Source organism: Roseiflexus sp. RS-1, from assembly GCF_000016665.1.
Lineage (GTDB): Bacteria > Chloroflexota > Chloroflexia > Chloroflexales > Roseiflexaceae > Roseiflexus.
Genome location: NC_009523.1, coordinates 200,408 through 214,593, shown reverse-complemented (window position 1 = coordinate 214,593; position 14,186 = coordinate 200,408). Strand labels below are relative to the sequence as shown.

At 59.1% G+C, this 14,186-nt stretch carries 14 protein-coding genes, 1 tRNA gene, 1 other RNA gene and 1 pseudogene; 10 read left to right on the top strand and 7 right to left on the bottom strand.

What is annotated here, in order from left to right; all coding sequences use genetic code 11:
- Positions 1-161 precede the first annotated feature (161 nt).
- The 4 genes from cbiQ to ROSERS_RS00860 all read left to right on the top strand — a co-directional run bounded on the left by cbiQ (position 162) and on the right by ROSERS_RS00860 (position 4,657).
- Complete coding sequence (gene cbiQ, locus ROSERS_RS00875) at positions 162-944, top strand: cobalt ECF transporter T component CbiQ (RefSeq protein ID WP_011954965.1); 783 nt, start codon at positions 162-164, stop codon at positions 942-944.
- Positions 945-1,092: 148 nt separating this feature from the next.
- The gene (locus tag ROSERS_RS00870) at positions 1,093-1,851 is read left to right on the top strand and encodes an energy-coupling factor ABC transporter ATP-binding protein (RefSeq protein WP_011954964.1); all 759 of its coding nucleotides are present in this window, start codon (positions 1,093-1,095) and stop codon (positions 1,849-1,851) included.
- Positions 1,851-3,080, top strand: coding sequence for a cysteine desulfurase NifS (gene nifS / locus ROSERS_RS00865; RefSeq protein WP_011954963.1), 1,230 nt, complete (start codon positions 1,851-1,853; stop codon positions 3,078-3,080). Before ROSERS_RS00870 ends, nifS begins: the two co-directional genes overlap by 1 nt.
- Entirely contained in the window at positions 3,077-4,657 is a 1,581-nt protein-coding gene (locus ROSERS_RS00860) for a TM0106 family RecB-like putative nuclease (RefSeq protein WP_011954962.1), read from the top strand. Before nifS ends, ROSERS_RS00860 begins: the two co-directional genes overlap by 4 nt.
- On the opposite strand, the gene ROSERS_RS00855 is transcribed toward ROSERS_RS00860, so the two are convergent.
- From ROSERS_RS00855 to ROSERS_RS00845, 3 genes are all read right to left on the bottom strand, one after another.
- The gene (locus ROSERS_RS00855) at positions 4,590-5,057 is read right to left on the bottom strand and encodes a hypothetical protein (RefSeq protein WP_011954961.1); all 468 of its coding nucleotides are present in this window, start codon (positions 5,055-5,057) and stop codon (positions 4,590-4,592) included. The genes ROSERS_RS00860 and ROSERS_RS00855 overlap by 68 nt on opposite strands.
- 2 nt (positions 5,058-5,059) lie before the next feature.
- Entirely contained in the window at positions 5,060-5,344 is a 285-nt protein-coding gene (locus ROSERS_RS00850) for a DUF983 domain-containing protein (RefSeq protein ID WP_232282736.1), read from the bottom strand.
- 163 nt (positions 5,345-5,507) lie between these two features.
- Positions 5,508-5,584: transfer RNA gene (locus ROSERS_RS00845), tRNA-Val, on the bottom strand.
- Positions 5,585-5,699: 115 nt separating this feature from the next.
- Here ROSERS_RS00845 and ffs point away from each other — a divergent pair.
- An RNA gene (gene ffs, locus ROSERS_RS24535) (signal recognition particle sRNA small type) lies at positions 5,700-5,796 on the top strand.
- Between the two features lie 38 nt (positions 5,797-5,834).
- On the opposite strand, the gene ROSERS_RS00840 is transcribed toward ffs, so the two are convergent.
- Positions 5,835-6,272 (bottom strand): NUDIX hydrolase, encoded by a 438-nt coding sequence (locus tag ROSERS_RS00840; RefSeq protein ID WP_011954959.1) that lies wholly within the window; start codon positions 6,270-6,272, stop codon positions 5,835-5,837.
- 246 nt (positions 6,273-6,518) lie between these two features.
- Here ROSERS_RS00840 and ROSERS_RS00835 point away from each other — a divergent pair, with 246 nt between their 5' ends.
- Positions 6,519-6,902: an STAS domain-containing protein gene (locus ROSERS_RS00835; RefSeq protein ID WP_011954958.1), complete on the top strand. Its 384-nt coding sequence runs from the start codon at positions 6,519-6,521 to the stop codon at positions 6,900-6,902.
- Complete coding sequence (locus ROSERS_RS00830) at positions 6,889-7,290, top strand: anti-sigma regulatory factor (RefSeq protein ID WP_011954957.1); 402 nt, start codon at positions 6,889-6,891, stop codon at positions 7,288-7,290. Before ROSERS_RS00835 ends, ROSERS_RS00830 begins: the two co-directional genes overlap by 14 nt.
- A gap of 76 nt (positions 7,291-7,366) precedes the next feature.
- Here the strand turns inward: ROSERS_RS00830 and ROSERS_RS00825 are convergent, their stop codons facing one another.
- Positions 7,367-7,729 (bottom strand): response regulator transcription factor, encoded by a 363-nt coding sequence (locus ROSERS_RS00825; protein ID WP_049767447.1) that lies wholly within the window; start codon positions 7,727-7,729, stop codon positions 7,367-7,369.
- Between the two features lie 254 nt (positions 7,730-7,983).
- On the opposite strand from ROSERS_RS00825, the gene ROSERS_RS23825 reads away from it, so the two are divergent.
- The 3 genes from ROSERS_RS23825 (at position 7,984) to ROSERS_RS00805 (ending at position 12,598) form a co-directional block, all read left to right on the top strand.
- A complete protein-coding gene (locus tag ROSERS_RS23825; RefSeq protein ID WP_049767446.1) occupies positions 7,984-8,379 on the top strand; it encodes a PH domain-containing protein in 396 nt (131 codons plus the stop codon).
- Between the two features lie 3 nt (positions 8,380-8,382).
- Positions 8,383-8,583, top strand: a complete 201-nt coding sequence (locus ROSERS_RS00815; RefSeq protein WP_011954954.1) for a GDCCVxC domain-containing (seleno)protein — start codon at positions 8,383-8,385, stop codon at positions 8,581-8,583.
- Between the two features lie 1,108 nt (positions 8,584-9,691).
- Positions 9,692-12,598 (top strand): insulinase family protein, encoded by a 2,907-nt coding sequence (locus ROSERS_RS00805; protein WP_011954953.1) that lies wholly within the window; start codon positions 9,692-9,694, stop codon positions 12,596-12,598.
- Here the strand turns inward: ROSERS_RS00805 and ROSERS_RS00800 are convergent.
- Together ROSERS_RS00800 and ROSERS_RS24570 are read right to left on the bottom strand one after the other, a co-directional pair.
- A pseudogene (locus tag ROSERS_RS00800) lies at positions 12,582-13,118 on the bottom strand (ABC transporter ATP-binding protein); the annotation flags it as partial. The gene ROSERS_RS00805 and the pseudogene ROSERS_RS00800 sit on opposite strands and share 17 nt — an antisense overlap.
- Before the next feature lie 8 nt (positions 13,119-13,126).
- Positions 13,127-14,184, bottom strand: a protein-coding gene (locus ROSERS_RS24570) for an IS5-like element ISRfsp3 family transposase (protein WP_085979421.1) whose coding sequence is annotated in 2 segments (ribosomal slippage) — positions 13,127-13,653 and positions 13,653-14,184 — 1,059 coding nt in all. Because the reading frame shifts where the segments join, the coding sequence is not laid out codon by codon here.
- Between the last annotated feature and the right edge of the window lie 2 nt (positions 14,185-14,186).

Genomic DNA, 14,186 nt, shown 5'->3' with positions numbered 1-14,186 from the left:
GATGCCATGACAGGGTTTGAGCAACACCTGGAAGGTGTACTCGATGCCGCGATATTGGTTTAGTGATAGCGTGCGATAGAAGCCGCTCCGATAGATTCGCCAGGCTGCCCGCCTGCCCGGCGCCAGGGTTTGCATACAGGCAGGGTTCCCGCTTCTCCCTTATGAAACACATTCACCTGTCAGACCGCTACCAGAACGGCGCCAGCCGCATCCACCGCCTTGAGCCGCGGGTCAAAGTGATCGTGACCCTGCTGTTCATCGTCTCCAACGTCACCCTGCCGGATGGCGCATGGATCGCATTTGCGCTGTCGTTCGGTCTGGTGACGCTGGTCTGCGCGCTGGCGAATATTGGCATCTTCTTTGCGCTTAAGCGCTCGTTTGTGGCGCTCCCCTTCGCACTGGTCGCCGTCACGGTCGTGTTCACAACACCGGGGCAACCGCTCGCCGGGGGACAGATCGGCAGCAGCGCGCTGATCGCGACCGATGCGGGGTTGGTGCGCTTCCTCAGCATCCTGGCGCGAAGCTGGTTGTCGGTGCAGATGGCGATAGTTCTGACCGCCGTCACCCCTATTCCCGATCTGCTGCATGCGCTGCGCCATCTGCGCGTCCCTCCGTTGCTGGTTGCGGTGATCGGTCTTATGGTGCGCTACCTGACCATCCTGAGCGATGAGGCGCTGCGGTTGATGCGCGCTCGCGATGCGCGCAGCGTGGGAAGCGGCGGTTCGCTGCTCTGGCGCGCGCAGGTGACAGGAAACATGGTCGGGCAACTGTTCCTGCGCAGTTATGATCGCAGCGAGCGGGTGTATCAGGCGATGCTGGCGCGTGGCTTCGATGGACGCTTTCTGACTGCCAATCCTCATCAGATGCGCGCACACGACTGGTGGGCGCTGGCGGGGACGGTCGTGGCGCTGGCGCTCATCCACGTGGCGGGAATGGCGCTGTGACCCGGCATACCCGGCACGGCGTGCAACGACGAGGCTGCGTTACGATGCAGTCTCGCTCTGGCAGGCGTTCCTGCTCCGCAGCACCCTATCCGGCGGATAACGGAATACGCTACAATAGTGTCGATCAATTAATGTTCAGGATCCGTCCATGCTGCTCCGTGATCTCGACATTGCAGTCGCGCCGTCGCCAGGCGCCGAACCGCCAGCGCTCCTGATCGAAGACCTGCACTTTGCCTATCCCGATGGGCATGTCGCGCTCCGTGGCGCGACGCTCTCTGTTGCACGCGGCGAGAAGGTGGCGCTGGTCGGACCCAACGGCGCGGGCAAGAGTACGCTGTTGCTACACCTCAACGGTATTCTGCGCGGGAAGGGACATATTGCGATCGGTGGGGTTCCGGTGAATGAGCACAACCTGCCGCAGGTGCGCGCGCGGGTTGGTCTCGTGTTTCAAAATCCCGATGATCAACTGTTCTCACCAACTGTCTTCGAGGATGTCGCGTTCGGTCCGCTCCATATGGGGCTATCGGCAGACGACGTGCGCGCGCGGGTCGAACGGGCGCTTGCGCTGGTCGGGATGCAGGCGTACCGCGACCGGCAGCCGTATCGTTTAAGTATGGGCGAAAAGAAGCGTATTGCGATTGCCACGGTACTGGCGATGGACCCGGATATTCTGGCGTTCGATGAACCGTCAGCCGGTCTCGATCCACGGGCGCGGCGCGGGTTGATCGACCTGCTGCGCAATCTGCCGCTGACGATGCTGGTTTCGACGCACGATATGCTGATGGTGCGCGAACTGTTCGACCGGATGGTTATCATGGACGAGGGGCGTATCGTCGCAGATGGCAACACGGCTCTGCTGCTCGCCGATCAGGCGCTGCTCGAAGCGCACGGTCTGGAAGCGCCCTGATGTCTCTACAAAGCGAGGAGTATGTGACTGACCGATTGATCTACCTTGATCACGCGGCAACGACGCCGGTCGATCCCGTGGTGCTCGAGGCGATGATCCCCTATTTCACCACGCACTTTGGCAATCCATCGAGCATCTATCGCATTGGACGCGCTGCACTGCATGCACTCGACGAAGCGCGTGATCAGATTGCGTCGATCCTGGGAGCATCGCCGCGTGAGATTATTTTTACCGGCAGTGGTTCGGAGAGCGATAACCTTGCGATTCGTGGCGTCGCACTGGCGCAACGCCAGGCAGGACGGGGATCGCACATTATTACCAGCGCCATTGAGCATCACGCGGTGCTGCATACCGTCGAACATTTGCAAGCGTTTGGGTTCGAGGCGACCATCCTGCCGGTCGATCCCAAAGGTCTGGTGCAGCCGGAATACCTGCGCGCCGCGTTGCGTCCGGACACGGTGCTGGTATCGATCATGTACGCCAACAACGAAATCGGCACGATCCAGCCGATTGCGGAACTGGGCGCCATCTGTCGCGAACGCGGCATTCCTTTCCACACCGATGCCGTCCAGGCGCCCGGTGCGTTACCGCTCGACGTGCGTGCGCTCAACGTCGATCTTATGACCATTGCTGCGCACAAGTTCTACGGTCCCAAAGGCGTGGGTGCGCTCTACGTTCGCCGGGGCACACCGCTCCTGCCGCAGATCACCGGCGGTGGACAGGAACGACGACGACGCGCTGGCACCGAGAATGTGCCCGGCATCGTCGGCATGGCGACGGCGCTGCGCCTGGCGGAAGAACGCCGCGCGCACGACAGCGCCCACTGTGCGCGTCTGCGCGACCGGTTGGTGGCGGGCATTCTGGAACGTGTGCCGGGATCGCGTCTCAATGGTCATCCGACCCAACGACTGCCCAATAATGCCAGTCTTTCGTTCGAGGGTGTCGAGGGTGAAAGCATCCTTCTGTTGCTCGATCAGCACGGGATTGCTGCTTCGAGCGGCTCTGCCTGCACCAGTGGATCACTGGAGCCATCGCACGTGTTGATCGCCCTGGCTCGCGCTTCCGGGACGGAACGTGCGCCGGAAATTGCGGCTGCGCTCCCCGGCGCGGTGCGATTCACTTTTGGGCGTGAGAACACCGATGCCGATGTCGATGCGGTTCTGGAGATGTTGCCGGGTATTGTTGCACAACTGCGGGAAATGACGGTAACATCGCAGGGAGGCGTATGACCAACGAGCAACCCCAGCCGGTCACAACAGTTCCATCTTTCCCTCCCTCCTGGATCGACGCCGACGATCTGGCATGGCTGGCGCGCTGCGAACGTCGGATCTGGCTTGATCAACGTTCTGTTCATCCGCCTCCGGTAACACCCACCGCCGATGCGCGTGCGCGGATGGCGCTTCGTGCTGCCCACAAACAGCGCATCCTCGCCGGGATTCCGAATCTTGAAGACCTGTCCGCACTTGACTGGTCTGAGCGTGTCATCCAGACCCGCCGGTTGATGCAACGCGGTGCGGCAGCGATTGCCGGCGCCGCGCTCGAAGCGCCTCTCGCCGACCACACGCTACGCGGCGCTCCCGACCTGCTGATCCGCACCGCTACCACATCCGGCGCGTGGTCCTATCGCCCGGTGGCGATTGTGTTGCACACCCGCCCGACACGCTGGGATCGGTTGCTGCTCGACGCATGGCGGTGGTTGGTGCGGCAGACCCAGGGGGAAGCGATCGATCCGCCTGGCGAGTTGTGGCTCGGCGCCAGCGGGGACGGACCGGCGCTCGTCAAACGCCAATCTGCGTCGCTCGCCCCATTCACCGCTCAGGTCTGGCGCGCTGCCGTCATCGCAACCAGAGAAGCCCCGCCTGTCTGGTTCGACAACGACCATTGCCCTTTCTGCACCTGGCGAACGGCGTGCGATGCGGCTGCGCGCGAAACGCGCGACATCGCACTCCTTCCCGGATTGAGCCGCCGGCAGGGGATTGCGCTGCGTCAGCGCGGCATCCATCGGATAGAACAGGTTGTGACGCTCGAACCTGGCGTTCTTGCAACGCTGCCGGATCGTCTGCCCTATGGTGGCGAGCGCCTGCGATTGCAGGCGCAGGCGCTGCTCAGCGACCAACCACAACCAACCAGCACTGGCGCTCCGCAGCTCCCCCACGTCGGTTTCTTTCTCGACATCGAAAGCGACCCGCTGACTCGTGAACCGTGGGCATTCGGTCTGGCAGGCGCGCCGGGCGACCGCATGATCATTGTCGTCGATCCAACCTCGGATGGGCGCTCCACCGCATTGAACGGCGTGCCGCTCATCCTGGCGCCGGATGTTCGGGAGGGATGGCGGCGCGTCCTCGCCGCCGTCCAGGAAAGAGGCGGCAGGCTGGCGCACTGGGGCGAAGCAGAGCGCCTGATGCTCGAACAGAGCGCCGAACCGTCGGTGCATCGGAAACTTGCGCCGCTCCTGGTCGATGCCCGGCATGAACTTGGCGTGCGAGTCGTGCTTCCCACACCTCGCCTGAGCGATCAGCGCGGCGGCGGGTTGAAAGCTATTGCGCGCTGGCTCGGATGCACCTGGTCCCCTGGCGCAGACCACTGGACACTGGCCTGGGAAGCGTACCAACGCTGGGTTCGGCAGCCCTCTCCGCTTGCCGCCATCGAGATGCTTGCACCGGCAATCGTCTACCTGATCGCCGATGTCGAGGCGCTGGCGGCAGTCTGGCGCTGGCTCGAAGCCTTTGTTGGCTCAATCAGCGCAAACGACGGGCTTCCAGACTGGCGTGCATATCGAGATACCGCAGCCACCCTCGAATGCTGAGCGGTCCCAACTGATTGTGCCGCACGAGTGCTGTCTCAGCGCGGGGATCGGCGGCGCACTGTCGCGCGATCTGCACTGTTTCGTCGCGTGTATTGAGAAACACATCGATCAGTTCCGCCAGGTTCAGATCCGCTGGCGGTTGATACCCATCCATCTCGTCGTTGATGAACGGCTCACCGAGCGCAACGCGCATACGACGCTGCCCCCAGCGTTCCAGCCCGATAATGTGCCGGAGCTGGCGTCGGTTGGCAGGCGTGTCAGCGCTCGCAGCCATACGCGCCTTGAGTTTCGCGCCAGACGCAGCAAGCGCATCCGCCCACGCAGAAATTGATCGCCGCGCTGCCGGGCGCTCGAGTACCAACCGCACCACAACATCGCGGAGAGCATCACTGATGGTCATTGTCAATCTTCCCGTACTGAACCGGTGAGAAACAGAATGCCCGCCCACAGCGCACGGGCGTGGCGGTAGAACCAGAGGGCAAAAACCGTTGAGACCAGGGTCAGCGCCAGGATCAGCGGCAACACCGGCAGATCGGTGAAAAAAGCCAGCGCAGCGCCGGTCACCGCTACCGAAGAGGTGGCAACCGTGTTGATCGCCATCCCGCCGCTGAACTCCCCCGCGCCACGCTCGAACACCATGCCGCACACCGGGCAACGCACATTCATCGTAAAACGTGAACGAAACATGCGCCCACGCTCGCACGCGGGGCAAATCAACAGGAGACTCAGAAACAAAACGCGCACTATTCGTTTCATGGAGCATTGAGAACTGCGTCTCAGCCCTATAAACAAAGAAACGAGAACCGGATGTGAGACGATCTGCCTCATGTCCAGTTCTCATTTCTGGCGCTGGTGGGCGATACTGGACTCGAACCAGTGACCTCCACGATGTCAACGTGGCGCTCTAACCAACTGAGCTAACCGCCCTTCTGCGAGATATATGGTAGCACTCTGTGCGCGGGATGTCAAGCAAAGCGAAGGCGAAGGCAATCGCCAATCGAAAGATAAGTTGCGCAGCAGCAGCGGACACGCTATAATGTGCGCTGCACCGCGGGGCGGCAGATACTTGCCGAACCCCGCCAGGACCGAGAGGTAGCAACGGTAGGCGAGTTCCTCTGGGTGTCCCGCGGTGTCTGACAACAACCGGCGCAGCGCAGGGCGTCGGTTTTTTCTCAGTTCAACTGCACAGTTCGATGGCACGCCGTCCTAACTCGCGAATATCTTCAGAAATATCAGGCGCATCCAGTTCTTCCCATGTCACCCAGCGCGCCGCCTGCGTCTCGCGTTCAGAAGGATTCAACACACCTCCGCGTACCCGTGCAAAGTAGATCAGATCAATATGCTGATGTCCTGGCGCAATATCTTCCAACAAGATGCAGTACGGTTGCGGAAGCACGCGAACGTTGCCGAGCACGCTGCCGGTCATCAGCAGTTCCACTTCAAGCCCGGCTTCTTCGCGCACCTCACGAATGGCAGCCTCGTCTGGCAGTTCGTGCGGGTCGATGTGTCCGCCGGGTGGCAGCCACATATTCAGTTTGCGATGCAACAACAGCAGCGTGCGTCGTTCGTGAACAACAAACGTGGTCGCAGTAAAATCGCGCGTGATGGCTGGCATGGCAACCTCTGGTAATGCACCGGTTTCCGGTGGTAGTATACTATACGGCGAAAGGTATACCTATCCACACAGCAGGACTGTTAGCGCATAGACGGGCATAGTGCTCCTGGATTATAATTGTGTTCAGTCGGGCATTATGACGGCAACGAGTGTCTATCATGTTCAGCGTGTCGCATTGTTGGCAACCGTCTTCCCTGGCAACCTCCCGGTTTCAGGGATATTCCCACGAGGGTGCAGGAGGTCTCGTTGGAAAGCCTCAGGATACCCATTCTCAAGATCGGCGATGTGCTTATTGCTTCCATTCAGGTGGCGTTGCACGATGCTTCAGCCGTGCAGTTCAAGGATGATCTGCTCCAGAAGATCTACGATACCAAAGCACGCGGCTTGATCGTCGATCTCACCGCTGTCGATGTTGTCGACAGTTTTATCGGGCGTCTGATCAGTGATATTGCTTCGATGGCCGGCCTGATGGGGACGAAGGTGGTCATTACCGGGCTTCAACCGGCAGTGGCGATCACGCTGGTGGAACTGGGGTTGGAGTTGACCGGTGTGATGACCGCGCTCAATCTCGAGAAAGGTCTGGCGATGCTCCGCCGACAGGCTGAGGAGGACGCCGATGGCACAGGCTAAGGTTGCGCCGATCCGTAGCGACCTCGATATCGTGATCGCTCGCACCCTGGCCCGTGACACTGCGAAGGCGCTCGGTTTCGGTGCGATCGATCAGGCGCGCATTGCGACCGCCGTCAGTGAACTGGCGCGGAATATCTTCCTCTACGCTGGCACCGGAACGGTGACGATTCGTGAGATCGAGCGCGGCGGGCGCAAAGGGATCGAAATTATTTGTGAAGACCAGGGACCCGGCATCGCCGACATCGATCTCGTTATGCAGGATGGCTACAGTACGTCGCGCGGCATGGGGATGGGGTTGCCCGGCGCCAGGCGTCTGATGGATGAATTTGATATCAAATCCGCTGAAGGTCAGGGGACGATCATCCACTGCCGCAAATGGCGCACCTGAATCGCGGTCGATGGTTCAGGCATACCGCAGCGCCGGAGAGACTATCATCCGCTCTGTCTCTTCGGCGCTTTCGCTTTTATCCCGGAAGCGTGTTTGTCAGGCGGGCAATCCGGTTGACCAGATCATCGAGGTCAAACGGTTTGAGGACATGATCGTCGGCGCCAGCGGCGCGACTGCGTTCCAGATCGACTGCTTCGGCACGCACCGAAAGGATAATGACCGGCACAGAACGGCGCGCCTTGATCTGCCGACAGACTTCCCATCCATCCAGAAAGGGCAGGTTGATGTCGAGCACGATCAGATCCGGCGTATACTCCGCTTCGCGCTGAAGCGCTTCCACCCCGTTGCGAGCAGTGATGATCTCGTGCCCTTCTGCCAGCAGAACGCGCTGCACGAGATCGAGAATATCACGGTTGTCATCGACGATCAGAATGCGCATCGGGCATTTTTGGGGATTGCTTGCTATGTTGCGCATTATAACCCTGGAATGAATCCCGGTCAATCGGTTAACTGCTCACAGGCGTACTATTGAGAAGCGAAACCTGCCCGCAGATCGTGCGACGTTTCCTGACGTGCAGCGTCGTGGAGAGCGCCGCGCATAAGCATCGCGTAGCCGTAGAGTGCATGCCCGGCAGTGACACGCTTTTCGATGTGCTGTATAATCCGAACATGAGGAAGCGTGCGGGAGGTCCTATGTCGTCAGGGTGGCCAGTCTATGATAATGAAACGCAATACCGCCAAATCGTGACGTATCTGCTTCCAGGAGAGACGCTGTATGCCGTCTACGACTGCAAAGGTATCGGCACCGGATTCGTCGGCATAACCGATCGTCGGCTCATCTTTTACGATCAGGGGATCATCGCAAAGAAACGGATGATGGTCTCTCTACCGTACCAGAATATCCTGGGAGTCGCAGTGGCGGACGAAGGGATGATCTTTCAGAGTGGTGAGATTATCATTCTGACCGCTTTTGGTCGGTTCGCATTCGAATTTCGCGGTCCAGACAAAGCCGCCTGGATCTACCGTTTTCTTCTCGGACAGATCCTCGCGCAAAAGTCACCGACGCCAACAGCAGGTTATGGCAGGTAACGTATGAAACATGAAACCGTGCTCCATTGTCCGATCTGTCACAACGACAGCGATGCGCTGATGCCCGACGATGCGTGCGTCGTTGTGTATCCCTGCCCGCAGTGTGGCGCGCTGCTGCGCCCCAAGCCGGGCGATTGCTGTGTGTTCTGTTCCTATGCGGACGACCTCTGCCCGCCGGAACAGGCGCGTACTGCACGTGAGTGATCGATGGCCGCTCATACGCTCTCCTGTCGCAGCATGATGCTGCCCTGTCCTCGATGCTACATGATGCCGCTCAGCGCCGATTCATTTGGACTGAGCGCCTGAATATCTCAATATGGTTGTTGAGCAATTCCTCCGCTCTCGCCCGCGCAGGCGGGCTTTGCCCTGCATAGCCGGGGGCTTATGATCTTTAAGAATTAAGTCCGGTCTAGCCCGCGCAGGCGGGCTTTGCCCCGTATAGCCGAGGGCTTCAGCCCGACGGCATGCGGCGCATACCGGATTATATTCTCAATCTCCATTAGCCCGACGGCACGAGGCGAATACCGGATTATAGCAGTTCTCAGATACGTTGAACCCTTGACTGGATTTCTGGAGCGTTCCATCTTCGCCTCCGGCGGGCTGATGGTCTTTGAATAAATAATCCGGTATAGCCCGCGCAGGCGGGCTTTGCCCTGGTTAGCCGAGGGCTTCAGCCCCACGGCTAGCGCAGTATAGCGGATTTAATTTTCAATCTCCATCAGCCCCACGGCTAGCGCGGTAGAGCGGAATAAATGATCAATCTCCATAAGCCCTGGCTGAGGTCGGGCAAGCCCTGCGGGCTGGATCAACCCCGGTCCCCCGGAATATGGCAAGGATAACCGAAACGCCAGCCCCGCAGGGGCTTCCGTGCGCTCAGGGAGGGCTTGAGCCCGCACGTGCCGCGGTCGTCCGAGGAGGTTCAACCTCTATGAGAACTGCTATAAATTGCTCAATCTCCATCAGCCTCGCGGCTAGCCCGGTATAGCGGAATAAATGCTCAATATTAGCCCCACGGCCTGCGACACAGAAGACACAAACGCCAGTCAACATATCTGAGAAATGCTGTAAGTAAGCACGGTTCTCAGTTCTCAGTTCCCGGTTCCCGGTTCTCAGTTCCCGGTTCCCGGTTCTCAGTTCCCGGTTCCCGGTTCCCGGTTCTCAGTTCTCAGTTCTCAGTTCTCAGTTCTCAGTTCTTGGTTCTTGGTTCTTGGTTCCCGGTCCTCAGTTCTCGGTTCTCGTAGTCCTTCGCCGCTGACCCAAATCTGGTACAATTCTTGAGAATCCTGAACATCGTTCATGAATTGAGGCAGCAATGAACATCACACACGGCTTTGAACTGCTCCGTGAGCAGCAGATATCCGAGTTGAACACCCTGGCGCGTCTGTATCGCCATGTCGCCACCGGCGCCGAACTTCTTTCGCTGATCAACGATGACGAAAATAAGGTCTTCGGGATTACCTTCCGTACCCCGCCACCCGACTCGACCGGCGTGGCGCATATTCTCGAACACAGCGTCCTGTGCGGCTCCGAGAAATACCCATTGAAGAAGCCGTTCGTCGAGTTGCTCAAAGGATCGCTCAAAACATTCCTCAATGCCATCACCTTTTCGGATAAAACTGTCTATCCGGTTGCGTCCACAAATACAAAGGATTTCTACAATCTGATCGATGTCTACCTCGATGCCGTCTTTCATCCGCGCATCACGCCAGAGGTGTTGCAGCAGGAAGGGTGGCGCTATGAACTGAATGAGGACGGGTCGTTGGGATACCGCGGCGTGGTCTTCAACGAGATGAAGGGCGCCAATGCTTCACCCGACCGGGTGCTCTATGTTGCAGTGCAACGGTCGCTGTTCCCCGGTCATATCTACAGCGTCGACTCTGGCGGCGATCCGGCGGTTATTCCAAACCTGACCTACGAACAGTTCAGGGCGTTTCATGAGCGCTACTACCATCCTTCCAACGCCCTGATCTTCTTCTACGGCGATGATGACCCGGAAGAACGCCTGCGCCTGCTGGAGCGCGTGCTGGCGCCTTTCGAGCGCATTTCTGTCGATGCGACAATCCCGTTGCAACCGCCATTCCGCGAACCGCAACGCCTTGAGGTTCCATATCCCGCCGGTCCGAACAGCGCCGACAAACATATGGTGACGGTCAACTGGCTCCTGCCCGATCCACCCGATGTTGAAGAAGCGCTGGCGCTCGACATCCTGGAGCATGCGCTGGTCGGCACGCCGGCTTCCCCGCTGCGCAAAGCCCTGATCGATTCCGGGCTGGGAGAGAACCTCACCGGTTCGGGGTTTGCCCGCCTGCGTCAGACGTTCTTTACCGTGGGTCTGAAAGGGGTCAAAGGCGAACACGTGCACGCTGTCGAGAACATGATTATCGATACGCTTGGACGCCTGGTGCACGACGGGATCGATCCGCAAACGATCGAAGCGGCAGTCAACACGGTCGAGTTTCAGTTGCGCGAGAACAACACCGGTTCGTATCCACGCGGTCTGGTCGTGCTGTTCCGTGCGCTCGACACCTGGCTCTACGGCGAGGATCCACTGGCGCCGTTGATGTTCGAGGCGCCGCTACGCGCAGTCAAGCAGCGTCTGCACAACGGAGGGCGCTTCTTCGAGCGCCTGATCGAAGAGCGGCTCCTGCGCAATCCGCACCGCACAACAGTCGTGCTCGTGCCTGATCTTGAATTGACCAATCGCCAGAACGCTGCCGAGCGTGAGCGCCTCGCGGCGATCCGCGCCACCCTCGATGATGCACAGATCGAACAGATCGCCACAACCGCTGCGCGTCTCAAGCAGATCCAGGAGACGCCCGATCCGCCGGAGGCGCTTGCGTTGCTCCCCAGTCTGACGATTGCCGATCTCGACCGGAAGATCAAAACAACGCCTACCGAAGAGATGCACATCGGTGCAACACGTGTGCTGCTGCACGACCTTTTTACCAACGGGATCGTGTATATCGACGTTGGCATGAACCTGCACACGCTGCCGCAGGAGTTGCTCCCATATGTCACTATTTTCGGGCGTGCGCTCCTCGAAACCGGCACGCAGCACGACGACATCATCCAGTTGACGCAGCGGATCGGGCGCGATACCGGCGGCATCTTTCCCCAAACGTTCACGTCCGCGATGCGTGGGCAGAGTGATGGCGCCGCCTGGCTGTTCCTGCGCGGGAAGGCAATTCTGGAGAAAAGCGATGCGCTGCTCGACATCCTGCACGACGTTGTGCACTCCGCCCGTCTTGACAACCGCGACCGCATTCGCCAGATTGTGCGCGAAGAACGTGCGTCGCGTGAAGCCAGCCTGATCCCGGCTGGTCACACGGTCGTCAACACACGCCTGCGCGCACGGTTCAACGAAGCCGACTGGGCAGCGGAACAGATCGGCGGGGTCAGCTACCTCCTCTTCCTGCGGCGTGTCGAGCGGGCTATCGATGAGGAATGGGATACAGTATACACTGTACTGGAGCGGATGCGCACCCTGCTGGTCAATCGGAGCGCCCTGCTGGTTAACGTGACTGTGGACGCTGCCGGTTGGGATCGGTTCCGCCCCCGTCTCGAAGCATTTCTTGACCGGCTGCCCGCTGGCGAATCTGTGCTGGCGGCGTGGAACCCGCAGCCCGGCGCACCATCAGAAGGGTTGCTCATTCCCGCAAACGTGAACTACGTTGCCAAAGGCGCCAGCCTGTATCGCCTGGGGTACCGGCTGCACGGCTCGGCGCTGGTGGTGACGCGCTACCTGATGACCACCTGGCTATGGGAACAGATCCGCGAGCAGGGTGGCGCTTACGGCGGCTTCTGCTCGTTCGACCCGCGATCCGGCATGTTCAGTTACACGTCGTACCGCGACCCCAACCTGCTGCGCACCATCGAGGTCTACGACCGTTCCGCCGAATTTTTGCGCCAGCTCGAATTGAGCGAGAAGGAGTTGACCCGCGCCATCATCGGCGTCATCGCCGAACTCGACGCATACCAGCTCCCCGACGCACGCGGTTTTACCGCAATGGCGCGCCATATCGTCGGTGATGATGACGCCTATCGCCAGCAGGTGCGCGACGAGGTGCTGGGCACGACGCCCGCCGACTTCCGTGCGTTTGCCGATGTGCTCGACATGCTGCGCGAAAACGCTGCGCTCGTTGTGATGGGAAATGAAGACGCCATAACCGCCGCCAATCAGGAACGTGCGTTGTTTGCCGCCATCACACGCGTGCTGTAACATCGGCGATCTGCCCGTCACGCATATGAATGATCCGTTCGGCGTGACGGGCAACATCTTGCTCGTGAGTCACCAGGATCACGGTAATGCCACGCTCGCGGTTCAACCGCTCGAAAATCCCCATGATCTCCTCGCCGGTCTTCGTGTCCAGCGCACCGGTCGGCTCATCCGCCAGAATAATGCGCGGATTGTTGACCAGCGCGCGCGCAATCGCAACCCGCTGTTGCTGTCCGCCGGAGAGTTCATTCGGCTTGTGGTGCATGCGGTCGCCCATACCGACCGCCTCAAGCGCCGCACGTGCGCGCGCCGTGCGATCAAGCCCGTTGCCGGGGCTGTAGAGCAGCGGCAGTTCGACATTGCGCAACGCAGTGGTTCGCGGCAGCAGCATATACTGCTGGAAGACAAATCCGATCTTCTGGTTGCGGATCGCAGCCAGTTCGTCATCGTTCAGGCTGCCCACATCAACACCGTCGAGCAGGTAGGTTCCGCTCGTCGGTTGATCGAGACATCCCAGGATATTAGACTTCATCAAGATTCGTTTTGATTTTTGGACTGCTTTTTGCGTTTCAGCCAAATTCGGAAGTTATGCAGCCCGCAACATGTTTCCATGACCATATCCCGAAATTCGGAACAACTGAAGCGGATAATGTCGTGAATGATTCGATACCGCTTGATATCGCCGATAACATGTTCAATACGAACGCGAACGGATGAGATACGCCGGTTTTCCTCCTTTTCCTGCGGCGTGAGGGTTCCATTGCGCGGCTTCTTCTTTGGCTGCATAATCTGGACGCCAGGCAGGGTAAATCCTTGAAATCCGGCGTCTTGATAGAGAATGCTCGCGTTTGGAAGGGTGTATCCCGCTTCATCCGCAATACATTTATCGTGGACCCTTCCTTCGTAGGTGTCACTCAAAAAGTGAATAGAGCCAAACTCATCAATGATGAGAACGTTCTTAAGCGTATGTCGTTTCTTCTTACCGCTGTAATACAACTCCCGGTCGACTTTGTCGCTTGGACGGCGAATGGGACGTTCTACGCCGTCATGGATAAAAAGGGGGGCGCTTTTGTCGCATGCGACGGTTCTTCACACGACGGTTCTTCACACGACGGTTCTTCACACGACGGTTCTTCACACGACGGTTCTTCACACGACGGTTCTTCACACGACGGTTCTTCACACGACGGTTCTTCCTGCAATCGCCTCGCCAGGTCGTCGGCAGTGCGCGCAGGCAGGAGATTTTGCTGTGAAAGCGCATAGTTCAGCGCTCCGTGCAAAAGATGCACCCATTTGCTTACGTTTGATTGGCTCATTTGAAAGAGGTGTCCGTGCATCACTTGCGTTGGGTTTTGTTTTAAGTAGGTCAAAATAAAGAGCAATTTATCTTCTGTTGTCGGAAGCGGCGAGTTTGCATACGAGACGTAGCGACGACAATATCGGACGCGGCCATCAATCGTGCGACGTTTCATATACGCTTCAAATGCGGCGTGGAAGATCGGAACCAGCGCGTGGAACTCTTCAACGGTCAGTCCGGTCATAGAGCGTAATTTCTCCGGATTTTCGATAATGGATCGATACTTACACATCG